Origin of the sequence: Rhodococcus jostii NBRC 16295 (genome assembly GCF_001894825.1) — a bacterium.
Classification (GTDB): domain Bacteria; phylum Actinomycetota; class Actinomycetes; order Mycobacteriales; family Mycobacteriaceae; genus Rhodococcus_F; species Rhodococcus_F jostii.
The window spans coordinates 1-22,594 of the sequence record NZ_BCWY01000070.1 but is presented as its reverse complement, the minus strand read 5'-3'; the positions used below and the strand labels follow the sequence as shown (position 1 = coordinate 22,594).

17 protein-coding genes and 2 pseudogenes are annotated in these 22,594 nt (G+C 62.3%); 7 read left to right on the top strand and 12 right to left on the bottom strand.

What is annotated here, in order from left to right; all coding sequences use genetic code 11:
• The first annotated feature begins 145 nt into the window (after positions 1-145).
• Positions 146-484, top strand: coding sequence for a hypothetical protein (locus RJ1_RS46245; protein WP_143048818.1), 339 nt, complete (start codon positions 146-148; stop codon positions 482-484).
• A 608-nt stretch (positions 485-1,092) separates the two neighbouring features.
• On the opposite strand, the gene RJ1_RS32655 is transcribed toward RJ1_RS46245, so the two are convergent.
• The 9 genes from RJ1_RS32655 to RJ1_RS32615 form a co-directional block, all read right to left on the bottom strand.
• Positions 1,093-1,389 carry a WhiB family transcriptional regulator gene (locus tag RJ1_RS32655; protein WP_082833388.1) on the bottom strand — a complete coding sequence of 99 codons (297 nt, stop codon included), beginning with the start codon at positions 1,387-1,389 and terminating at the stop codon, positions 1,093-1,095.
• Between the two features lie 533 nt (positions 1,390-1,922).
• Complete coding sequence (locus RJ1_RS32650; RefSeq protein ID WP_073366619.1) at positions 1,923-2,783, bottom strand: fumarylacetoacetate hydrolase family protein; 861 nt, start codon at positions 2,781-2,783, stop codon at positions 1,923-1,925.
• Positions 2,784-2,971: 188 nt separating this feature from the next.
• Complete coding sequence (locus RJ1_RS32645) at positions 2,972-3,511, bottom strand: YbhB/YbcL family Raf kinase inhibitor-like protein (RefSeq protein ID WP_073366618.1); 540 nt, start codon at positions 3,509-3,511, stop codon at positions 2,972-2,974.
• Between the two features lie 165 nt (positions 3,512-3,676).
• Positions 3,677-4,648, bottom strand: a complete 972-nt coding sequence (locus tag RJ1_RS32640) for an alpha/beta hydrolase (RefSeq protein ID WP_073366617.1) — start codon at positions 4,646-4,648, stop codon at positions 3,677-3,679.
• A 141-nt stretch (positions 4,649-4,789) separates the two neighbouring features.
• A complete protein-coding gene (locus RJ1_RS32635; protein WP_037235711.1) occupies positions 4,790-5,818 on the bottom strand; it encodes an NAD(P)-dependent alcohol dehydrogenase in 1,029 nt (342 codons plus the stop codon).
• An 84-nt stretch (positions 5,819-5,902) separates the two neighbouring features.
• A complete protein-coding gene (locus tag RJ1_RS32630; protein ID WP_073366616.1) occupies positions 5,903-7,243 on the bottom strand; it encodes an MFS transporter in 1,341 nt (446 codons plus the stop codon).
• Positions 7,243-7,662, bottom strand: a complete 420-nt coding sequence (locus tag RJ1_RS32625; protein WP_073366615.1) for a RidA family protein — start codon at positions 7,660-7,662, stop codon at positions 7,243-7,245. The genes RJ1_RS32630 and RJ1_RS32625 overlap by 1 nt, the downstream gene beginning before the upstream one ends.
• Before the next feature lie 67 nt (positions 7,663-7,729).
• Positions 7,730-9,352 (bottom strand): FAD-dependent monooxygenase, encoded by a 1,623-nt coding sequence (locus tag RJ1_RS32620; protein ID WP_073366614.1) that lies wholly within the window; start codon positions 9,350-9,352, stop codon positions 7,730-7,732.
• Between the two features lie 94 nt (positions 9,353-9,446).
• Entirely contained in the window at positions 9,447-9,890 is a 444-nt protein-coding gene (locus tag RJ1_RS32615; RefSeq protein WP_037235699.1) for a cupin domain-containing protein, read from the bottom strand.
• A gap of 784 nt (positions 9,891-10,674) precedes the next feature.
• Between RJ1_RS32615 and RJ1_RS32610 the strand changes: the two genes are divergently transcribed.
• Both RJ1_RS32610 and RJ1_RS32605 read left to right on the top strand, forming a co-directional pair.
• Complete coding sequence (locus RJ1_RS32610; RefSeq protein WP_061698616.1) at positions 10,675-11,721, top strand: helix-turn-helix domain-containing protein; 1,047 nt, start codon at positions 10,675-10,677, stop codon at positions 11,719-11,721.
• A gap of 433 nt (positions 11,722-12,154) precedes the next feature.
• Positions 12,155-12,502, top strand: a complete 348-nt coding sequence (locus RJ1_RS32605; RefSeq protein WP_073366612.1) for a hypothetical protein — start codon at positions 12,155-12,157, stop codon at positions 12,500-12,502.
• Between the two features lie 54 nt (positions 12,503-12,556).
• Here the strand turns inward: RJ1_RS32605 and RJ1_RS32600 are convergent, their stop codons facing one another.
• Positions 12,557-13,063 (bottom strand): Lrp/AsnC family transcriptional regulator, encoded by a 507-nt coding sequence (locus tag RJ1_RS32600; protein WP_073366611.1) that lies wholly within the window; start codon positions 13,061-13,063, stop codon positions 12,557-12,559.
• 163 nt (positions 13,064-13,226) lie between these two features.
• Here RJ1_RS32600 and RJ1_RS32595 point away from each other — a divergent pair, with 163 nt between their 5' ends.
• Entirely contained in the window at positions 13,227-16,700 is a 3,474-nt protein-coding gene (locus RJ1_RS32595; protein ID WP_073366610.1) for an indolepyruvate ferredoxin oxidoreductase family protein, read from the top strand.
• Between the two features lie 38 nt (positions 16,701-16,738).
• Here the strand turns inward: RJ1_RS32595 and RJ1_RS32590 are convergent.
• Positions 16,739-17,601 (bottom strand): annotated as a pseudogene (locus tag RJ1_RS32590) (IS110 family RNA-guided transposase); the annotation flags it as partial.
• A 231-nt stretch (positions 17,602-17,832) separates the two neighbouring features.
• Between RJ1_RS32590 and RJ1_RS32585 the strand changes: the two are divergent.
• From RJ1_RS32585 to RJ1_RS32575, 3 genes are all read left to right on the top strand, one after another.
• Complete coding sequence (locus tag RJ1_RS32585; protein ID WP_162850276.1) at positions 17,833-19,449, top strand: sigma-54-dependent Fis family transcriptional regulator; 1,617 nt, start codon at positions 17,833-17,835, stop codon at positions 19,447-19,449.
• 100 nt (positions 19,450-19,549) lie between these two features.
• On the top strand, positions 19,550-21,055 hold the full coding sequence (locus RJ1_RS32580) for an aldehyde dehydrogenase family protein (RefSeq protein WP_275887629.1): 1,506 nt from the start codon (positions 19,550-19,552) through the stop codon (positions 21,053-21,055).
• Positions 21,056-21,204: 149 nt separating this feature from the next.
• Complete coding sequence (locus tag RJ1_RS32575) at positions 21,205-22,029, top strand: GntR family transcriptional regulator (RefSeq protein WP_037235688.1); 825 nt, start codon at positions 21,205-21,207, stop codon at positions 22,027-22,029.
• A gap of 39 nt (positions 22,030-22,068) precedes the next feature.
• Here the strand turns inward: RJ1_RS32575 and RJ1_RS48085 are convergent.
• A pseudogene (locus RJ1_RS48085) lies at positions 22,069-22,559 on the bottom strand (transposase family protein); the annotation flags it as partial.
• Between the last annotated feature and the right edge of the window lie 35 nt (positions 22,560-22,594).

Below are 22,594 nucleotides of genomic sequence, written 5' to 3'. Positions count from 1 at the left end.
ATGCCGTAACTGCGGGAGCTCGGAAGCCAGCCGAAATCCGCGACTTCTGCGACTTGTCTCCAGATGCAAAAGTATGATGTCACCTTCTTTGTCGGGAACGTGATTCTTATCGCGGCTGTATCTCCAGTCGGGTGGGAATCGAGCCGTGCGTCTGGTGCGCGAGCAACCGTGGTGGCGAGACGATCTGCACAATCGCCGAGCAGATGATGCTGTATACAGCGATGGGGTGGATGCCGGCAGTGTCGGTGTCGAGCCATCGTGGCGGAAGAACGCCGGACTGGACAAGACCGGCGAAATGCTCAAGGCCACAACGCCGTCTCCGGCGCGGGTGTACTTACCGGCGACGGAAGTGATCTGCCGTTTCGTCGCCGATCACCGCAATAAGTTTGGCGTCGCACCGATCTGTCGGATCGCACCGAGCGCAGGTGCACGATCGCCCAGACAGTCTGCTGCCCTCGGCGCATGCGCTCGCTATGCGGTGTAAGAGCCGCCATCACCGCAGTCCTTTCTCGTACTTCGCCGAGCTCGACTAGCATGGTCAGGCCCGGAGGGAGACCCTGCATGGGTCGTTGAAGATGGGGCCATCAACGCGGGTGTCGAGTTGGCCATCCGTCGGTGTCCGGCACCGAGAAGTACTTCTTCGAAGTCTGCTGATCGGTAGCAGTTGCCGCTGTCGGTCACCAACCACTGAATCCGACCCGACGGCACGGATGGTGAAGAATACTCGCGGTCGATGCGCGAATATGATAGCGAACTATTCCTTTTCGTCGTTGAGCGCTGGCAGCAGTCGGTTTATGGCGTGGTATCGAGGAACGATCGTCGAGTCCGAGCTGGCCAGACTCGCGCCCTCGGCTCACTTACTTCGATGTGCACCCACGGGAGGTCACCATCTCGGCATCGCGATACCGTCTGGTGTGGCAGCGTTCGACGAGGCGGCGGCTCGCAGGGGAACGGGCTTTGTGTGGGTAATTGACGGGTCCTTCTTCGACGCAGACGAGTCTGGTGGTTCTTCTCATCTTGCCGTCGGGTAAGCCCCGCCCCGTCACGGAGACACTCCGCCGCGGTGGCCACACACGTCATGACCCGCACCAGCTAGCTGGGGGATCCCTTGTCCCGGCGATCCCGTTCGGAGGTCCCACCCCAAACACCATGGTATTCGCGAAAAGACAGAGCGTGGGTGCGGCACTCCGCACGGACAGGGCAGTCGGCGCAGATTTGCTTCGCGCTTCGCTCCCGGCGGATTCGTTCGCCATGTCCTTCTCCCTCACGAGGGAAGAAGAGGTCTGTTCCAAGTTGACGGCATTGTGCTTTGAGCTGCCACGCCCATACGTCGGTGAGCGGACGTAACGCCTTCGCGTCGCGGACCTCAGTAGAGGTGATTGGTGTCATGTGGACCAATTGCTAAAGAGTTTGTCATTGAATTGAGCGATCGAGTTCGGCCGTGTCTGGCGTTCCAAGTGATCGAATCAGAACGCTGTCATTGCACTCAAAAGTATCCCGGACATCGCCGCTCGAACGGCAACCCGCTTGAATGAACGATTCCGATGCGAGGTGTGGTTGACCCTTCGTATCCGGGATTGTGGATGTCTGATCAAGACTTTCGCACGGGGACAGCGAGGCACGGGAGGTCCTTGGCCGCCGAATGCGGGGAAGGCTAGCAGGAGCGCATCGCGAAGCTAATGTGTGAATCGCTATCCGCCCCGTCGGAACTTGGCGGCGGGGCGGATAGGCGAGACAATAAGGTGACGAAAGTCCGAAGGTCGCCGCACAAATGCTGGCGTGTAGCTCATTCAAGCGACTAAGTCGGGCGGTCGTCGTTGTAGGCCGAATCTATCGGTCACACGGATCGCGTCAAGTATCCGCGGGACCGATAGATGAGGGATTTGGAAGGTGCGCGGCACCGGTCCTCAGGGCACTAAGAATCAGCCAACGCCTTCGCGTGTGCTGGTAAACGTGTGGACCATTTCACCGATACCTTCGATGCGGGTGCGGACTGTATCGCCGGAAGCTAGGTAGCGGGCGGGGGTTCGACCCATGCCGACTCCGGCTGGAGTGCCGGTGAAGATCAGATCGCCAGGGTAGAGGGTGCAAATTGAGGAGATAGTCTCGATGAGGGCCGGAACGGGGAGGAGCATTTGTCCTGTGTTGCCGTCCTGGACTAGGTCATCGTTGACCCAGCATTGAAGGCGTAGCGGAGTGTCCAACGTGAGTTCGTTGACGGTGACCAACTCGGGTCCGGTCGGGCCGAAACCTGGGTAGCTCTTGCCGAGCGAGAACTGCGGCGACGTCCCGCTCATTTGCACGTCGCGGTCGCTGAAGTCCTGACCGACGGTCACGCCGGCGACGTGCTGCCACGCGTTCGTGGCCGCAACATTTCGTGCTTCGTGACTGATAACGACGACCATTTCCACTTCCCAGTCAACGGACGGTCCAGAGAGAGTGATCTCTCCGGTGGGCCCGATCAGGGAACTGGTGAACTTTGTAAATACCGAGGGAACGCCTGGTGCGGCGTGGAGACCGGTCTCGGTGGCGTGGTCGGCGTAGTTGAGGCCGATGGCGAAGACCTGACTTGGACGGGGTACCGGCGCCTGGAGATCTTCGGTTCGGTAGGGGCTGGTCGGACCCGTGGGATCTACACGCTCCGCCCAGGCGCAGAACTCTGGCCACCGGGTGAAGAGGTCCATTGGATCGGGACCGAACTCAGAGTTGCTGGCCTTGGCGATGTCTATTGCGCCCTCTGGTTTCAGTAGGTGGGCGCGTCCGTTCAAGTTGGCGAGGCGCATTCAATGTTCCTGTGAGTGGGAGATCGCTGGGGTGCGGAAAAGCAAACGCTTGTTGACCCGCATGCTCGTCGATCAGGGAAAATGGAGCAAGACGTTTGGAACCGTGGTTGGCAGGTTGGGGCGCTTGGGTGCGCTGTGAGCAACCGGCTGAAAAGGATTGTTCCGGAGCCGGATCGCCGGAGTCGACCTTAGCCCTTCGTCTCGGCGGTTGCGGTCAGCACCGCACGCCCGAGGATGTGGTTGGCGATGTTGAATCCGAGGAACGCGGGCGACGTGCTCGGGTCGACGCCGATTGACTCTACGTCCAGGGCATGGATGACGATGAAGTAGCGATGCGGTCCGTGTCCGGCCGGAGGAGCGCCGCCAATGAATCGTGCTGCTCGCGCGTCATTGGGGATCTGAATCGAGCCCGAAGGTAGGAGATCGCCGGTACCGTTTCCTGCGTCGGTGGCCAGTTCGGTGACCGAGGCGGGAATATCTGTCACCGCCCAGTGCCAGAAGCCGGAACCGGTTGGCGCGTCTGGGTCGTATACCGTCACGGCATAGCTCTTCGTTTCGTCTGGTGCACCGGTCCATGACAGCTGCGGTGAAATGTCCTGGCCGCCTGGGATTCCGAAGATGCCGGACAGCTGCGCAAGCGGAAGTGGCTGTCCCTCCACGATATCCTTGCTGGTCACAGTAAAGCTCGGGACTTGTGGCAATCCCGCGAACGGATCATTCTCGGACATGGATCTCTCTCTCGAGTCGTCGGTTGCCGGCGTGGGCATATCGGCCTGCCGGATGGGATAATGCGATCGGAAACTCATGGATGGTCGGCTAGCGGCGCGGTGGCGGTGTCGAGCACTCCCGCTTGCCTCGGTGCCGGATTGTTCGGGACGTTCGTGCCTGGATAGTCATTGACCAGGTCGGTCTTTGGACGGACTAGGTGTTGTCGACGAGATCGGAGTGTTCTGTTCCCACACCGAGTGCAGGAACTTGACCGCTGATTCGACGACCGGCGGCGTGCTGAAGACAGGATCCGCGTGGTTCGCACCGGCCACGATGTTCATGAGGGAGCTGCCGCCCTCGGCGAGAATGGTCTCGTGTAGTCGTGTGCTCTGCCGCAGTCCGCAGCGTTGGTCGGCGTCGCCATGGCTGAGGTGGGTCGGTGGCAGGTGAGATGCCCGCCGAGCCGCGCTGGGAACGGAGGCGCCGGCGAGGATGTCCTCGCTTGCGCTCATGGGTGCGCCAAAGAATCGTGAGATGACGTCGATCGCATCGTTGTGTGCGCTTGCAGTCGGTTGGATGGTGTCGCCGACCAGAGTTGCGAAGTCCGTGACCGGATAGTGCAACACTACAGCCGACAGCCGTGCCGTGTGATTGACGTGATCTCCGATCGGACGGCCGGGAGAGATGTCGTCGCAGAGTGCAGCTCGGGCCATTAGATAGCCCCCAGCCGAGCTGCCCCAACCAGCTATTTGGTCGCTGCGCAAGTTGTAGGTTTCGGCGTTTGCTCGGATCCAGCGAATTGCCGCCAGAACGTCTTCAATGGGTTCGGGGTAACAGACCTCACCCGTAAGGCGGTAGTCGATCGTGGCTACTGCGATTCCCTGGCTGGGCAGTTTCGACCACGGGCCCATTTCCTTGATACCACCGGAAAATCCTCCTCCGTGGGCGTACACGACAACTGGTGTCGGACCGTTGGAGCGGAGAGGAAGATGTAGGTCCAGTGTCAATGGTCGCCAACCGGGTGCAATCGCGTAGCGCAGCCCGAGGTGGGATGTCGCTGCGTCGATGATCTGAACGGGTTTAGGCGCCCAAAGCGCTGGATCTGCAAGGTCCGTCGGTTTCAAGGCGGGAAGTCCACTCTCCGAAGGATGGGGCACTGCGCGAATGGCGGTCAAAGCTCCTCCGATACGGTGGATAGGGGATGAGGGCTATATGAGAGTCGACGCTGGTCGGAACGTATATCGAGTCGCTGGGTATTGCACAGCATTGAGGATTCAGTCCTCAGCGCTGAGGAGCTCTTATGGAACGAGAATTGCGCGGCCTCGTACCCGATCATTGGCGAGGTCTTCGAGAGCTTGTGCGGCTTTCTCTAGTGGGTACTGCTGTGTGTGTAGGGCTACTTTGCCTGCCTCGACTAGTGCCATCAGTTCTACGAGGTCGCTGTAGCTCCCGACACTGTTCCCGACGACGTTCTTCTGCCCTAACACGAAATCAACTGTGGGGATGCGTAGCTCACCGCCGTATCCAATGATGTACTGGGAGCCGCCCGTCGCTGTCATCAGCCAACCATCCTGCTCGGCTCCATGCTCTGCGACGAAGTCGAAGACAACGTTCGCGCCCACCCCATTGGTTAGGTCTTTCACGGCTTGGACGTGATCGCCGTCAGCCAGCACAACCACATCTGCTCCGACCTTCTTCGCCAGTTCGAGAGCATCGGGATGGGTGTCGATGGCGATGATTCTGGTCGAGGTGGTCGCGGCCAGGGCCTGGATTCCGATGTGCCCCAAACCGCCGGCGCCCTGCACAACGGCGGTGGTACCCGGATGCAGTAGCGGAATAGCCTTCCGCACTGCGTGGTACGCCGTGATACCGGCGTCGGCCAAGGCGGCTACGTCGGCAGGATTGGTATCGGGGCTGAGTTTGACACAGGCTCGGGCAGTGGTGCGCATGTATTCGGCCATGCCGCCGTCATTGTTAGATACGCCGGGGAAGAAGGCGTCGGTGCACTGCATGTCTCGTCCGGCGCGACAAGCAAGGCACAGACCACAGGACGGTTGGGGGTGAAGAATGACCGTGTCTCCGACCTTGACATTCGTCACGCCCTCGCCGACCTCATGCACCCAGCCGGCGTTCTCATGGCCGATCGTGTAGGGCAGTTGTGGGCCCATGACCTTGTCGAACTGGCCCTCGATGATGTGGAGATCCGTGCGGCAGACTCCGGCGCCGCCGATCTTCACGATCACATCCAGGGGACCCGAGAGTACCGGCTCTGGCACTTCTTCCACGATTGGCTGCTTGTGGTAGTCGTAGAGACGAACGGCTTTCATAGTTCCTGTTCCTCTGGATATGTCGGATGGATCGGTCACAGCCGAATGGTCTGCAGAGCATTGGTATTGCTGTTTTTGCTGTGTTCAGCCGGCCGGCGATCTCGCCCCGGCAGCTTCGGTCACAGGGGTGCGCTCCTGTGTGGGGACCGTGACAACAAGGACTACAATTGCGGCGGCAATCATGGGCACGACGAGCAGACCGAACAGAGACCTCGGCGACCACGAGCTGTCGAGCAGCACGCCCGCCAGAATCGGAGCAGTAAGCGCGCCAATTCTGCCGAACGCCATCGCCCATCCGACTCCGGTAGCGCGCACAGGCGCAGGGTATAGCCCGGGTGCGATTGAATTGAGGCCAGCTCCGCTGGCGTTGATGAACATCCCGATAGCGACGGCAGAAACGAGCGCCGCCGTCAACGAATCGAGGGTAAGATTCATCGCCAAGAACGAGAGTCCAGCCCCCACGAAGGCGAGCGCGGTGAGGGTACGACCTGCAACCTTCAGCGCGAGGACCCCGAGTAGCAGCGTTCCCACGAGACCACCGAGATTGAGCAGTACCCCTCCGCTCATGCCCTGCTGCGCCGAGAACCCACTTTGTTCCAGAAGACGCGGCGTCCAACTCGCGGCGAAGTAGAAGCCCGCCATCACGATGAAGTAGGCGATCCACAAGAGGGCGGATCGAATAGCCATGCGACGATTCAAGATATCCCGAGTGGTTCCACGCTGCTCCTTCGACTGTGGGGTCGGGAGTGCAGTGAGGCGCGCCATGTGCATGCGATCGAGTAGTCGATTGACCTTCGCCAGTGAATCCTTCGGCCGGCGATGAAGCAGGTAGTCCAGAGACTCGGGCATGAGGACGGCGACAGTCACTACCAGGACGAAAGTGAGCACGCCGCCCACGATGAAGGGTGCCCGCCAACCATATTCCGAGACGAGAAGTTGAGCGGCAGCGCCACCCAGAATTCCACCCACCGGCAAACCCGTCGCATACAGGGCGATCATGGTTCCCCGCAACCGCTTCGGCGTGAACTCGGTGATGATCACTGGCAGACTGGCCACCGTTCCGCCAATACCGAGGCCAGTAAGCAAACGTGAAAAGCCCAAGTCGACGGGTCCGGTGCTGAGGGACGAGAGGACCATACCGAAGGTGCACAGGGCAAGGCATGCGAGTGTTAGTCGACGCCTGCCGACCCGGTCCGCCAGTGGGGCCAGGAACGCCGAACCGAGCGCCATACCCACGAGACCACTGCTCAGCAGCAGACCCACCTCTGACTCGGACAGTGCCCATTCGTCGGCGACCCCTGATGCCGCAAAGGACATCACTAACACATCGAAACCGTCAATGACGTTGATGACTAAACAGATTGCGACAACCGCAATCTGGAAACCGCTCATTTTCGAGCGGTCGATCCTATCCTGAATCAACATCACGGACGGTCCTTCACCCTGAGATGTGCCGTGGCGTCAATTTCCACCAATAGGTCGGGGCGCACCAACCCCTGAACGATGAGCAAGGTGTTCGGCGGGTATTCGCCCTTCGGGTAGTGGGCGGCGAAGAAGGCCTCTCGCGCCGCATAGAACTCAGGGACGCTGTCGCGCGACACGAGATAGGTGACGAATCGCACCACCTCCCGGAGGGAGCCGCCTCGGGAAGCAAGGGCTTTCTGCACGTTCTCGAAAGCGCGATAGGTTTGGCTCGTCACGTCCGGTCCAGCCACAGCATTGTCCTTGGTGAGACCGCACTGGCCGGCGACGAATACGAGGTCACCTGCGTGTGCGACGTGTGTATACGAGCTCAACGGATCGCCGAGGCCTTTGGGGTTTGCGTATGTCGGCAGGGTAGGCATAGTTGTTCCTCTTGAAGTCAATTGCAGTGGAGCGGAGTTCGGGCTATGCCCGGTATTCTTGATCCTGTTAGGCCGTGACAGCCACTGGATCCTTCGGTGTTAGAGTGCCGCCGGCAAGCACGCGGCCGAGTGCACGGGCTAGTTCAATCTCGGCGCCTGCGTGCTTGGCTCGCCAGGCCACGTGACCGTCGGGCCGCACGAGAACGGCGCCATCAGTTCCGATTTCCAACGGACCCAAAAGGTGCGGCAACCTCTTGACCTCAAGAGGAACTGATGTTGTGGCAATGAGGCTTTCGCCTGCCTGTTGCCACGCTTCGGCGTCGGGCCCGCACACCAGTACGAAAGTCGTGTCGAACCAGTCGATGCTCGATTCGGTCTTGGCGACATCCATCCAGAAGTGGGGAAACCGAGCGCCTGGGCGGTCCGTGGGCCAGTAGCGCTGTGAGTCGTGTTCGGGTACCGGCGTGCCGTCGTCGACGATCGCCCCGTTGGTGTAAATGAAGCCCATTGATTGACCTTCACTGTGGAGTTGTTTGTCCATATCGACCAGTAGCTCGCGCCAGGCACCTGGGTCTTCGTTTCGGTGCCGGAAGGCTTGGTCCATCTTGTCCATACGCTCCTGATTGCGGACCGCGAACGCCGTGTTTGACTGCGCAACTGGTCGGCGCTCGGACTCGTAGGTGTCGAGTAGCGTGTCGTCGGCATGGCCCGACAACACGGCCGCCAACTTCCATGCAAGGTTGTGCACGTCTTGGACTCCGGAGTTCAGCCCGTTCCCGCCGGCGGTGGGGAACTGGTGGGCGGCGTCTCCGGCGAGGAAGACTCGACCCTTGCGGAACTGTTTCGCCACTTGGGCGCTCAACTTCCAATTCATCACGTTGATTCGCTTGACATCGAGGTCGGGAATCCCCCACTGTTCGCGAACCATTTCGATCAAGCGAGCCTCGGAGATCGGCTCCTCCCCATCTCGGAGCTTCTGGACCGCGAGCCAGCGATCACCGTCTGGCCCTGTGGCGAGCACGTTGGTTTCTTCCTTCGACGGGTCGCTTGGGCGGACCAGGAATCCGATGGCACTACGCACATGGGGGAGATGACTGACATCGGCGCGGTAGTAGTGGTTGGCCATGAGCGCCATTTGCTCTCGGCCATCCATTTCCACTCCGAGCGCGGAGCGCACCGTGCTGGATGCACCATCGCAGCCGATGAGATATTGAGCTCGAACCTCGTACTCGTCGCCATTGGCGACGCTGCGTAACAGCGCCCGGACGCCGTCGGAATCTTGATCGATGGATACCAGCTCGGTCGATCGAAAGACCTGCGCACCGGGGCGAAGGGACAGTTCGTGATCGAGCGCCTCCTCCACCGCATCCTGGGGCACGATTGATCTAGGAGCCGGTGTGTTCAGGCTGGGTGCGGGTTGCGTGTACGCCACCAATGGTCCGTTCAGGCTTTCACACCAACAGGCGACGTCGGACTCTTGCGGCAGGCCTGCCCGTCGAATTCGTTCTTCGATGCCCCAAAGGCGGAACTGCTCCATCGTCCGGGCATGACACCCACGGGCCTTGGGATGGGTCGTAGTGGCTGCGCGGCGCTCGGTGAGGAGGCTGTTGATCCCGAAGCGATCAAGGAGCAATGCCATGCTCATCCCCACCGGTCCACCGCCCACTATGAGTACGGGCACATCAATCATCACTTACGTTCCTTTTCGAAGAGGGCATGAAGTGCCCGATCTGAGGGGCTTGCTTCGACTGCGAAATCACCGTCGTCGGTTCTTCCAGGGGCTATCAGTCGCTGTACGACACGCGACTCTTGCAGCGATCGTCGTCGAGCTCGGGCAAGACGACTACCCGTTCCTGTTCGTATGCGTCGGTCCGCGCCGTGACGAATGCCGCATCGATCGTATGGCTGCGGTTGTAGGACACGTGCGGGCAGAACGGCGGGATGTACAGGAAGTCGCCCTCGCCCAGAATCAGGTCGTGCTCGAGCTCTGCGCCCCAGAAGAAGTGCACGCTCCCTTTAATTCCGTAAAGGGCTGACTCGTGCTCGAGATGGTAGTGCGCGTTCGACTTCTCGCCGGGGCGCAGTGCCGTTACCAGCAGGGACAGATGCTTCGACGGTGTGCTGACACCGTTAACCCCGAAGAGCGCGTTGACGTCCTGCTTCGCGCGAACTTCCTTCTCGGGGCGGACCCGTGTGACATCGCCATCCCATTCGACCTTGAAATCCATGATTGTGGTCCTTTCCTGTTACTTGATGAAACCGGAGCTGCGGGTTTGCGCGGTGGATCTGGTCCGCTCGTACTTGTGCGTCAGCTAACGATCGCGTATTGAGCCAAGACCGACATCGGTGCAGTACGCCTGGTAAAGGTGCACGAAGCTCTAGAGGTCCACGGTCCTATTGAGCGAGTCGTCATCGTTGAGGAACTCGATCGTTCCCGTCCACGGTGAACTCCACCTCGGTGTCCTCGAGGATTTGAAGCGTATGGATAGTGCCAGGGTTTTCCCGCACGAAGTCACCTGGAGCGGCCACCCAGTCGTACTCGAGGTACCTCCAGCGTCCACGTTTGGGTGACCGCCGTGACTGGCCCACGGTTTCGGTGCTTACCCAGAACAGAGTCCCCAGCGGATCTCGGTCCCAGGACAAACTGGCCGTTACGGTTGTCAGCCCGAAGTAGGTTGATCTCAATGCCGTCAACCCAGGGAACCTCGTCTGTGGAAATGTATCGGTCCTCTGCCGCAAGGCGCCGCGTGATGGACAGTTCGGCGCAGTCGAGATCGCTCAATGCACCGTAGACTGCAGACCCAACGGGTGTCCCAGTCACATTTATCCCCTCTTTCGCATGGAGGTGGTCTTGTCGTTACCCGCTGGACAGATCTTGCGCCAGAGTGAGCCGACGTCGAGGATGGTGTGCAAACTTTGAACGATGAGAAATCTGGCGGCGGCGTTCATCGACATACTGAGGGTGAACGGAATCCCGTTCGGAACTTGTCAGTAATGAGTAGGAGGCGCGCGATGACATCACGGGCGACTCGGGACGCGTGGGAGCGTTTTCAGTCAGGAGCGGTCGCAACTGCTCGCGCGGAGATTCTCGATTCGTGGCGGCGTTCGAAGAGCAACGGTGTCGACCCGGAGCGGCTCGAACTCGTCCATACGGAGATCGACTACGAGTCTCCCTTCGTTCGTGTCGGCGCCCCCGTTCTGCTGGGCATGGCAGACCTACTGGTCGGAAACTCCACGTCCTTAGCGCTCGCAGATGCTGACGGAACGGTTACCTGGCGTTGGGATTCCGACCGGACAGTGGGTCGAGAGCTGGACCGAGTGGACTTCGGTCCCGGCTCGCGGGTGGGGGAGTCGTTAGCCGGGACCAATGGGATCGGGATAACAACGAAAACCAACCGGCTCTCGCTGGTCGTCGGCGCGGAACACTACAAACAACCGTGGCACTCGTGGGCCTGCGTTGCTGCGCCAGTGGTGCACCCAGTCACACGCCGTGTCGCCGGCACAGTCAATGTCGCCTGCCGAGCCGAGGACGCCAATCATCTGCTCCTGGTGGTCGTCCGTTCGCTGGTCGACGGGGTCGCTTCGGCGCTGAGCGCCGCATCTACTGCACGAGAGAAGCGCATGCTCGATGCTCACCTGTCATTCCGGGCGACAGCGACCGGGCCCGTCGTAACCATCGATCGCCAGACCATGATCATTGAGGACTCGGCGGCCGAGTTCGGGTTGGACCGAGCTGAACTATGGTCGGTCGTTGCTGAGGCAGGCCCATCCGCAACGGAAGTCGCTGTCGGCGACGGCTTGCATGCTCGTCTCTATCCCGTCGTGCCAGGACGCCTCGACGACGGCGTCGTCCTCGTCATCCGACGAGGAAAGTCGCGCGGGCTGGCTCCGTCTACGGCGGCGCCCGCAGTTAGCCTTGGGCCATTGGAGCAGGCTGAGCTAAAAGTGATTACCGAAACGCTGGCGGAGTGCGGGGGTAACAAGACCGAGGTTGCGGCCCGCCTCGGGATTTCCCGAGGCACCCTCTACCACCGACTCCGCCGTTACCGACTCGCCTGAGCGAGAACAGCGGCACGGGACCCTTCCAGGTGACCCGATGCCTCCTGAAACTCCTATGCCGATGCACTGCGTGCGCGCATGGACCGCCCCGTCGGAGATCTGAGAAACATCGTGACCACTACCTACGAGATCCCGGACAACGCTGAAAAGCTTATCCGCGGCGGACGAGCCGTTCGCGCACGTCGCCCGTGCCTCGTCCGACATCAAATTTTGCGGTCTTCCTTCACATTGGCGGATGCGGCTCCCTCAACTCCAACACCCAGACCAGCGAGGGTGCAGTACAACGTCTTTCGATGAAAGTTCGACGAGCCCGAATTGTTTCAGATGATCAGATGACCATCACCGCAGTGGACTGCGTAACCCCTCGACGGCCGCTCTCCGCGTCGCCGCACCAAGTATCAACAAACGGAACAGTCAACAAGCAGGAACAACTATGAACACTGAACAAGATTCTTCCAACGCCTGCGTCTCCCATACGGGCCATCAGGTGGCGCTCGACCTTCAACTGCGACGGTACCGGAACGTTCGGCGGCGAAAAGTGGCGGATAGACTGGCTAGAAAGGAGCCGATCGAGTTCACCGGCGAGGCCGGAGAGATTCTCCGATTCGCGCTCATCTGGGCCCCGTACGGCGGGGCGCCCGCCGAAGAGACGTTCCAGAAGTTCGGCATGGCGCCGCGCAGATTCGCAGAGAAGCTTTGGCAGACAGTGGAAGAACTCGGCTGCGGGAGGACGCTCACCAGTCAGTTCGCGTCCGTGTACGCCCATCCCGGACCCGGCTGACTGACGAGGCATGCCGAAACCCTGACGGACAGAGGGGATGCGCAGTGCGCTCCGTCAACTCGTCGACGACGGATTCGAGCGTCCCCATCCTGCTCCTCGCGTGATCTCCTCCAGTAGGGGGATCGACCGATGAGGCAGGGGAGTGGTCAGCGCGAGTCTGGTACTCGAATGAACAACCCCAGCAATGGCGACGACGCGCTCGATCAGCTCCTGCAGGTCGGCCTGTGTTGGTGTAGCGACCCGGACGAGAAGATCCTCTCGTCCGGTCGTGGCGTAAACCTCGAGGACCTGGGCGATAGCTGCCAGATTATCAACCACTGCGGCCAGCCGGCCCTGCTCGATCTCAAGCGCGATGAACGCTTGCACCCCGATGCCAGCCTGAGCTAGATCGAGTTCCAGCCGATAGCCGGTCAGCAAACCCGCGTCCTCGAGCCGCCGCACACGGGACTGCACGGTGTTTCGAGACACGCCCAGGGCTGAGGACAGCTCGACGACACCAGTGCGAGCGTCGAGGGCGAGCAGACGCAGGATTTGAACGTCGAGCCTGTCGATGCTGAGCATTCTTCTCACCTCACTGTGTGACAGGGATCCTCAGTTGACCCGATGGATCAGTTGCGTCGACTTGAGTTGACCGGAGCGTAAACCCCAGTCAGCCTTAGTGTTACATCACGATCACGTCGTCGCGCACGGACTGTGTGCGGAATCATGGACGGTGCACCTAATTATGACTCAGTTGACCGATGCCGCTCCGGCGTCAACCCAATTCGACCTTTCCAGCCGTTACCGGGTCTCCTCCGGGCCAGTGCTGATGACTGGTGTTCAGGCCATCGCGCGACTGCTGGTCGAACAGCACGAGCAGGATCGGCGAGCCGACAAGCAGATCGCCACCTTCGTCTCTGGCTATCAGGGCAGTCCGCTCGCCGGACTCGACAAGCTGTTGGCAAGCATTCCCGAATTGGCCTCTGAGCATGACGTGCGGCTCGTGCCAGGCATGAACGAGGAACTCGCGGCAACCGCGGTGTGGGGCAGCCAACTCGAACTTCCCAAGGGCGACCGCACCCACGATGGAATTGTCGGCCTCTGGTACGGCAAAGGACCAGGCCTCGACCGGGCCAGCGACGCATTTCGCCATGCGGCCATGTACGGCGCCCATCCTGCGGGCGGTGCGCTGGCCTTGGTCGGCGATGACCCTGCCGCCAAGTCGTCATCCGTCCCTGCCGCGAGCGAGCGGTCGCTGGCAGCACTGTCAATGCCGATCTTCTTCCCCCGCAACGCAGAAGAGATCATTCAATTCGGGCTCTACGGCGTCGCCCTGTCCCGAGTATCAGGATGTTGGCCCGCGATGAAACTGGTCGCAGACGTTGCAGACGGCATCTGGACCCTTGACCGCGACTTCGCCGACCTCGATATTGTCGTCCCCACAATCGAATGGGAGGGCCGACCTTGGACCTACCGGCAGCGGGTGCTCGCGGCCCCACCGGACAGTGTGCTGGCTGAGGCCGATCTGTACGGACCCCGGTGGGCGATGGTCGAAGCTTTTAACGCCGCCAACAATATCGACCGGATTGAGGTCGACCCGGCGGACGCTTGGCTTGGCATAGTCGCCGTCGGCACCGCGTACGACTCCGTCCGCCAGGCATTGCTCGAGCTCGGCCTCACCGAGGCCGACCTGCACAACTCCGGCATCCGCATACTCCGCGTCGGAATGCCCTATCCACTCGGCGCCGACAAGGTTCGTCGGCTCGCGGCCGGGGTGGAGGCGGTCCTTGTGGTCGAAGACAAGACGGCGTTCGTGGAGTCCCAGGTCAAGGACATCCTCTACGGTCAGGCCGCCGCACCCCGCGTGCTCGGCAAACGCGGTGACGGTGGAAGCCGTCTGATCCCGCCGGACGGAGAACTGACCGCGGCCCGCCTGAGTGCACCGCTGCGGAGAATCCTCAAGGACCGAGTGGCCGTCACTACTCCACCCCCGCCGCCGTTGCAGCTGACCGTGCTACCGGCTAAACGCACCGCCTATTTCTGCTCCGGGTGCCCACATAACCGCTCCACCGTGGTCCCCGAAGGATCCCTCGCGGGCGGGGGCATCGGCTGCCACACTTTGGTGACGATGTCCTCGCGCACAGACTCTCAAGTCACCGGACTGACCCAGATGGGAGGCGAAGGCGCCCAGTGGATCGGCCAGGCACCGTTCACAGACGTCCAGCACATCTTCCAGAACGTTGGTGACGGCACTTACTTCCACTCTGGACAGCTCGCCGTGCAGGCCTGCGTGGCAGCTGGGGTCAATATCACCTACAAGATCCTGTACAACTCCGCCGTAGCGATGACTGGCGCCCAGGACGCCGAGGCAGCACTCACCGTGCCGGACTTGACCCACAAACTCGCGTCCGAGGGTGTCACCAAGATCATCGTCTGCGCCGAGGAACCGCATCGACACAAGGGCGCCTCGTTTGCCCCGGGGGTGGTGCTGTGGGACCGGGACCGCCTGGACGAGGCTCAGCGGATACTGCGTGACACCAAGGGCGTCACGGTGCTGATCTACGACCAGCAATGCGCGGCCGATGCCCGACGTAAGCGCAAGCGCGGTGACCTGCCTGCGCGCCGCACCCGGGTGGTCATCAACGAGGCGGTTTGCGAGGGCTGCGGTGATTGCGGCGTCAAGTCCAACTGTCTGTCCGTCCAACCGGTCGATACCGAGTTCGGCCGCAAGACGCGCATCGACCAAACCAGTTGCAACACCGACTACTCCTGCCTGGATGGCGAATGCCCGTCGTTCGTGACAGTCGAGCTGCCCGAGAACACAACTGCCCCACGCAAGGACGTGCCGGCTCCACCACTGGTGGCGGAGCCGAACCTCCCGGCGATCACCGCCACCCACAACGTATTCCTCGCCGGCATCGGCGGTACCGGCATCGTCACCGTCAATCAGGTCCTCGGCATGGCCGCCCTGCGTGCCGGACTGCATGTCGAGGGGCTCGATCAGACCGGGCTTAGCCAGAAGGCCGGCCCAGTCACCTCACATCTGCGGGTGAGCATCGACGCAGCAGAATCCTCCAATCGGATCAGCCCGGCCACTGCCGACTGCGTGTTGGCATTCGATCTGCTGACCGCCGCCGACGCGAAGAACGCCGGAATCGGTAACCCCGAGCGTACTGTCACTGTTGCCTCCACCAGCAAAACAGCTACGGGTGACATGGTCTACGACAGCACGGTGGCCTATCCCGCGGATGAAGGGTTGCTCGAGCGACTCGACGCACGGGCCCGCACACTCACCGCGTTCGACGCGCTCGCTGCGGCGGAGGCGATCTTCGCGAACACCGCCGCAGCGAACTTCCTGCTCGTCGGTGCCGCCTATCAGGCCGGTGGGCTTCCGATTCCGGCCAGCGCCATCGAAGAGGCCATTTCAATTAACGGTGTCGCGGTCAAAGCCAATCAGACGGCGTTCCAGTGGGGACGTGTCGCGGTCGCCGATCCGGCGGCGTTCGAGGCGGTTACCACCGCTGCCAAGGTCGCCCACCGCAGCGACACCGCCGTCCCCGTCCACCTGCTCAGCGTCTCGACCGTGACAGGAGCGAGTCGGGAACTGCTCGAACGGCGCGCAGCGAACCTCGTCGCGTACCAGGGAGATCACACTGCCGTCCGCTACATCGACGTCGTCGAGTCGGTGTGGGCTGGTGAGCGGGCCGTCACCGACCGTACAGATCTGTCAGAAGCGGTGGCGAAGAACCTTCACAAGCTGATGTCCTACAAGGACGAATACGAGGTGGCCCGTATGCTCACAGACCCGGCGTTCCTCGAAGCCGTCGAGGCGGAGGTTCCGGGCGGGGCGAATCTGACTTACAAGCTTCATCCTCCGACGCTGAAGGCGTTGGGGCGCAGAAAGAAAATCGGCATGGGCCCTCGCACCCACATCGCACTCAAGGTGCTGGCAAAAGGTAAGTTTTTGCGCGGAACAGCGTTTGACCCGTTCGGATACGCGCGTGTACGTAAGGTTGAACGGCAGCTGATCGCGCACTACGAATCTATGGTCCTCGACCAGGTGAGGTCACTGACCGCCGAGTCCTACGATACCGCGGCGGCGGCGGCATCGGCGCCGGATCTCGTCCGCGGATACGAGGACGTGAAGATGCGCAACGTCCACACTTACATCCTTCGGTTGGAGGAACTCGGGATCGACACCGCCGCACTGCGGAAGTAGTCAGGCGCTCCCCCCGGGGGGTGTCCCTATGGTTTTCGTCAAGCCGCTGAGGGGGTTGGATTCCGGTAGAGTTCCGTGTTCTTCAGCATCGCGTAGAGGACGTCGCAGCGGCGTCGGGCGAGGCAGATCAGGGCCGCGTTGTGTTTCTTCTTCTCGTCCCGTTTCTTGTCGTAGTAGGCGCGACTGATGGGGTCGTGGAGGGCGGCGAAGGCGGACAGGAACAGGGCGCGTCCCAAGTTTCTTGTTCCCGGAGCGGGCGGGGTGCTCGCCACGGATGGAGGATCCCGATTTTCGGGTGACCGGTGCGATGCCGGCATAGGCCGCCAGGTGGGCGGCGGAGGGGAAGGCGGAGCCGTCGCCGACCTCGATCAGGATCCGGGCTGCTGCCGTCCTGACGCCGATGCCGGGCATCGAGGTCAGGACTGGGGAAAGAGGGTGGTCATCGAGGGCCCTCTCCACGTCCACGGCGACCGCTTTGCGTTGTAACAGGGTCTCTCTCAGTGAATCCGCAAGTTTGGGGAGAACGGTTTCGGCGGCCGCGGTGCCGGGCACCACCACGGCCTGCTCGTCGAGGGCGGCAAGGATGTCGGTGGCCAACCTGGCGCCCATTCGGGGTGCGTGCTTGACCGCGAGCGTGGTGAGCTTGCGTTTGCCGGCTTGCCGGATTCCGGCCGGCCCGCCGCAGCGGGAGAGGATCTCGAGGACCGCCGGATGGGTGATGCGGGGGCCAAGGACCCGCTCGAGGGCCGGGTGGATGGAGGTGAGCAGGCCGCGGATGCGGTTGCTGACCCGGGTGGCCTCACCGGCAAGGTCGTCGTCGAATCCGACGAGGACCTCGAGTTCCGAGGGCCTCGTCGCCGGTATCGACCCGGCGCCGGGTGTGCGGCATGGTGCGGGCGGTGGGGAAGCGCGGGCGTGCGTTCCTGGTCGTTCGCGTCGGTCCTGGCGGGGGTGAACGTGGCGTCCGGCTACGGTTGTGGGAGACGGGGGGCATATCGCCGAGGTGTAGAGAAAGTCCGCCCACTCCCACGTCCAGGTCGTGCACCCGCTGCAGGATCGGAGGTGTCAAACCGAGCGTGCGAAGACTGGAGGGGTCATGAGGGCCAAAATCAGCAATGACGGATCCGGGGACATGAGACCTGACATCGCCGAGTCATGGCGCCGGGCCAACCTTGCTGGACTTGATCCCACTGCGCCGTTCCAGGACCCGGCAGACGTGGAGATCGACACCGAGAGTTCGTTGCTCGTCGGAGCCGCGCCGGTGCTCGATGAGCTCGAGTCGAGCCTGCGAGGAAGCAGCTACGCGACCGTGCTCGTCGATCGAGACTGCCGGGTCGTGCGACGGTGGTTCGACGACAGACGCGTCGGGGAACGCTTCGACACACTCAACCTCCGAATCGGCGCAAGTCTCCTCGAGGACACGATAGGCACCAACGCGCTCGGGACAGTCATGGAGACTCGTCGTTCAATCGCGATCAATGGAGCGGAGCATTTCGCCCAGTCGCTTCGTTGTTTCAGCTGCTACGGACATCCGATCCGCCACCCGTTGACGAAGCGTATCGAGGGAGTGCTGGACATCTCCGCGAAGATCAACAAGGCCAGCCCGCTGCTTCCGCCGCTCATCGCTCGCGCCGTCCACGACATCGAGCAGCGACTGCTCGACGGGAGCCGTGCCTCGGAAAAGAGCTTGTTGGCGGCCTTCCAGGTCGCCGCTGGTCTGAGGAGGCGCGCCATCGTCGCGATCGGCGAGAACATCGTGCTTTCGAACCAGAGTGCATCAGACCTGTTGAGCGCCGCTGACATTGCGCTGCTCCGAGTCCTCATGGACGGGCCGACAACGCGGCAGGACACCAAGGTCGAGCTGTCTCTTGCGTCCGGGCAGCCAGTCAAGATTCACATCACCAAGACCGATGGGGGAGGGGCCGTACTCCGTGTGGATCCGTGCATCTCCGGTCGCACTCGGTCCGTCAGACGATCCCGATCAAACCTTGCGTCGGCTGCGGCGCGGACGATCGTGGCCGGCGAGCCAGGCACGGGCCGCACCACGAGAGCGCGCCAGCTCGCGGCACGTCCGCCGGCGAATCTCCTGAGCCCCGCCCTCGCACTCGTTAATGGTCGTGAGTCCTGGGCGCAGGACTTCCAGAATGCGGTGCGGGACTCGACGGGGTCGGTGTGCATCGATGGCATCGATCTGTTGCCCGACGAGCTGCTCGACCTGGTGATCGAAGCCGCCGGTGCCCGGGACAGGCCGCAGCTGATCTTCACGTCCGGTCCGATCCGCGGCTTGACCGGCCGGGCCGCCTTGCTCGCAGGCATGGCCACGCAGCGTGAGGAGCTTCTCCCGCTCTCCGTGCGGCGTACGGATATCCCCGAGATCGCCAATGCGATGCTCAGGTCCATTGGGGCGGATAAATCCGTCCATTTCACTCCGCGAGTAGTTCAGGCGTTGTCCGCACAATCGTGGCCGGGCAATCTGCGAGAGCTCAACGCCGTGATCGAGTACATGGCGAATCGGCGCACAGTAGGCGGTCTCGTGATGGACGATCTGCCCGAGCAGTACCGTTCGGTGGATCCAGCGACCCCGATGGCGGCGCTCGACCAGGCCGCACGTGACGTCATCGTGGCGGCGCTCAGGCATGCCGGCGGCAACAAGGTCAAGGCCGCAAGAGCCCTAGGTATGTCACGCACAACCTTGTACGCCCGCATGCGGACTCTACGGATCGCGACCTCTGACGCCTGGACGTCGTAGTCGGACTGTCCAGAGACTGAACACCTCTCAACGCGCAGAGCGTGAATGCTGTGTGACGCAAGCAACCTAGACACGTGGCGTCAACCTCCGGAGGTATTTTGTGACCGCACAATTGACAGACCTGCACGACTCGGTCGTTCCGAAGGTTCGGGAGTTCCTGAGCCGACCCAAGAAGCTCTTCATCGGTGGCCAGTGGATTGACGCGGCAAGCGGCCGCTCCTTCGAGACCATCGATCCCGCGACCGGACAGGTCCTCACGACCGCGGCGTGGGGCGAGGCCGAGGACATTGACCGAGCAGTCAAGGCCGCACGCACCGCGTACGAGGGAGAGTGGAGCCTCTGGACTCCAGCGCAGCGCCAGCGACTGTTGTTCCAGATCAGTGAGAAGATCTACGAGCGTGCCGAGGAGCTAGCGCAGCTCGAGGCTCTGGACAATGGCAAGTCCGTCGGCGTGGCGCAAGCCGTCGACGTCACGTGTACTGCGGAGCTCTTCGCGTACTACGCGGGTTGGGCCACCAAGATCGAGGGTCGCACAATCCCGGTCTCCGTCCCCTGGGCTCCGGGCACGACGTGGCATGCCTACACGCTCCGTGAGTCCGTGGGCGTGTGTGGGGCTATCGTGCCCTGGAACTTCCCTCTCCTGATGGCGGCGTTCAAGATCCCCGCTGCACTCGCGTGCGGAAATGTCGTCGTGCTCAAGCCGGCCGAACAGACTCCACTTTCTGCCCTCCTGCTGGCCGAGATCATGGCCGAGGCCGGGCTGCCCGACGGGGCGTTCAATGTCGTCACCGGGTACGGCGACGCCGGGGCCGCCCTTGCCTCGCACATGGACGTCGACAAGATTGCGTTCACCGGGTCGACCGAGGTAGGCAAGCTCGTCGTCGACGCTGCGAAGGGAAACCTCAAGAAGGTCTCGCTTGAGCTCGGCGGCAAGAGTCCCCAGATCGTGTTCGCAGACGCCGACCTCTCGACCGCGATTCCAGGAACTGCCAGCGGATTCTTGTTCAACCACGGCCAGGCCTGCACATCTGGCTCTCGTCTCCTTGTCGAGGACTCGATCTTCGACGAGTTCACCCAAGGCGTGGCCGAGGTCGCGAAAGCCAGCAGGATCGGCCATGGCTTCGACCCCGAGGCTGAAGTCGGACCCCTCATCTCCGAGGAGCAGCTCACCCGAGTGACGGGCTACATAGATGCGGGCCTACGGGACGGCGCTCGTGCGCTGTCCGGGGGCGGTCGCCACGGCACGGACGGTTTCTACGTCGAGCCGACCGTTCTGGTCGACGTGAAGGACGATTTCAGTGTCTATCGCGAGGAGATCTTCGGCCCCGTCGTGGTCGCCACCCCGTTCAACGCCGAACGGGGTGTCATCACGCAGGCAAATGACACCCCGTTCGGGCTGGCGGCCAGCGTCTGGACCCAGGACATCTCGAAGGCGCACCGGACAGCTCGCCAGATCAAGGCAGGCAGCGTGTGGATCAACTCGCACAACGCGTTCGATGCCGCTCTGCCCTTCGGCGGGTACAAGCAGTCCGGCTGGGGCCGCGAGCTGGGCGAAGGTGCGATCGACGAGTACACCCAGACGAAGACGGTGAACGTCGCACTCTGACAACGGTGTGGCTCTCGTCGACTCCACAATGGATTCGACGAGAGCCACGTGACTGTACGACCTTCGCGGGACGAAGGTGTGAACTCACTTCTGAAACCTATACCCTGAGGGCATGTGGATCCTAGAGGCCCTCGAGGACGGTGACCTCGGTGAGTGAGTTGTCTGACCGGCGACGATTTGATCGCGGTGGCGACATCCCTGGCCTAGACGCCGATCTGTGCGAGTCGGAGGAAAACGGAGCGAGCCGTGCGGGGCGCACGAACACCGAGTGGGTGTACGAGACGCTGAAGGGCGCGATCCTCGACGGCACCCTCGAACCGGGCACGGCTATCTCACAGAGCACGCTGTTTCAAAGCATCAGCGTCAGTCGCACGCCGGTGCGCGAGGCGATCCGCATGCTCCAGGCCGAGGGGTGGCTCGAATCCCAGCCCAACAAGCGCGCGCGGGTCGCGCCGCTGTCGGCCAGCGATGTCGAGCAGCAATTCGCCGCGCGCATCGCGCTGGAAGGGCTCGCGGTCGGCATATCCGTGCCGCACATGGCTGACGACCTGCCAGAGATGCGGGACCTCCTCAGACAGATGCGGGTGGCAGTGGAAGCGCACGACTACGAAGCGTGGGTCACCCCCCACAAAGCCTTCCACCGCGCGCTGACACGGGGAGCTGGCGAGATGATCGGCCAGTTGTGTGCCTCGTTGTCGGACTCGACGCAGCGCTACATCAATCTTTGCATGAAGGACATGCCGATGGCCTACATGCTCGGCGAGGCTGAGCACCAGACGATCTACGAGGCGTGTGAGGAAGGCAATTCGCTGGTGGCATCGTCGCTGCTCGCCAAGCACCTGGCCCGCACTGCCATTCAACTTGTGGGAATATTGGATCCATCTCGGGAGCCGACGCCGATTCGCACGGCGGTCAAGCTGATCGGCGATCCGGGCATCGATGCCCCCTCCACGAAGTCCCGCGGGGCGCTTTAGTTTCTGGGGATGTTGTGGCCGGTGAGGTCGATAGGTGACTTTGCCGCCGATCCCGGTGTGGGGTCGGGTGGTGATGGAGCCAGGCCCAGTCGGCGGCCAAGGTGCGAGTGAAGCGCTCGACCTTCCTGTTCGGCGATAGGGGCGGGTGTAGCCGTGGTTGAGGTTCGGACTGTGCGCCGCTGCGAAACAGGATGAGCGATAGCAGGATCCGTTGTCGGTCAACACTGCCCGCACCTCGATATGGTGGGCCGCGAAGAATGCTCGGGCCCCGTTCCCAGAACGCGGCGGCGGTCTCGTTGTGTTCGTCATGGTGTTCCTCCGAGTCCGCCACGCCTGGCGGCTGGGAGGCGCGTAACCCACGCCCTGCTTCTTGTTGCGACGGTTGCCGATGCTCCGCCCGACTTTGCGGTGCCAGCCTCCGTCGGGAATGCGGCCGAGTTTCTCAAGGTCCACGTGGACCCGTGCGCCCGTGGTGTTCGTAGTGGTGGGCGGCGAACGGGAAGTCCGGTGGCCTGATCAAGCTTCGACAGTGGATCGGGTGTCAGCGGTCATGTAATTCCCCAGA

What these genes read in the sequence shown, in the direction of transcription:
- RJ1_RS32610 (WP_061698616.1), top strand. Translation starts at nt 10,675, where the DNA reads ATGACATCACGGGCGACTCGGGACGCGTGGGAGCGTTTTCAGTCAGGA.
- RJ1_RS32585 (WP_162850276.1), top strand. Translation starts at nt 17,833, where the DNA reads ATGAGACCTGACATCGCCGAGTCATGGCGCCGGGCCAACCTTGCTGGA.
- RJ1_RS32600 (WP_073366611.1), bottom strand. Translation starts at nt 13,063, where the DNA reads ATGCTCAGCATCGACAGGCTCGACGTTCAAATCCTGCGTCTGCTCGCC.
- RJ1_RS32620 (WP_073366614.1), bottom strand. Translation starts at nt 9,352, where the DNA reads ATGATTGATGTGCCCGTACTCATAGTGGGCGGTGGACCGGTGGGGATG.
- RJ1_RS32605 (WP_073366612.1), top strand. Translation starts at nt 12,155, where the DNA reads ATGAACACTGAACAAGATTCTTCCAACGCCTGCGTCTCCCATACGGGC.
- RJ1_RS32645 (WP_073366618.1), bottom strand. Translation starts at nt 3,511, where the DNA reads ATGTCCGAGAATGATCCGTTCGCGGGATTGCCACAAGTCCCGAGCTTT.
- RJ1_RS32650 (WP_073366619.1), bottom strand. Translation starts at nt 2,783, where the DNA reads ATGCGCCTCGCCAACTTGAACGGACGCGCCCACCTACTGAAACCAGAG.
- RJ1_RS32625 (WP_073366615.1), bottom strand. Translation starts at nt 7,662, where the DNA reads ATGCCTACCCTGCCGACATACGCAAACCCCAAAGGCCTCGGCGATCCG.
- RJ1_RS32655 (WP_082833388.1), bottom strand. Translation starts at nt 1,389, where the DNA reads ATGACACCAATCACCTCTACTGAGGTCCGCGACGCGAAGGCGTTACGT.
- RJ1_RS32615 (WP_037235699.1), bottom strand. Translation starts at nt 9,890, where the DNA reads ATGGATTTCAAGGTCGAATGGGATGGCGATGTCACACGGGTCCGCCCC.
- RJ1_RS32595 (WP_073366610.1), top strand. Translation starts at nt 13,227, where the DNA reads ATGACTCAGTTGACCGATGCCGCTCCGGCGTCAACCCAATTCGACCTT.
- RJ1_RS32630 (WP_073366616.1), bottom strand. Translation starts at nt 7,243, where the DNA reads ATGTTGATTCAGGATAGGATCGACCGCTCGAAAATGAGCGGTTTCCAG.
- RJ1_RS32635 (WP_037235711.1), bottom strand. Translation starts at nt 5,818, where the DNA reads ATGAAAGCCGTTCGTCTCTACGACTACCACAAGCAGCCAATCGTGGAA.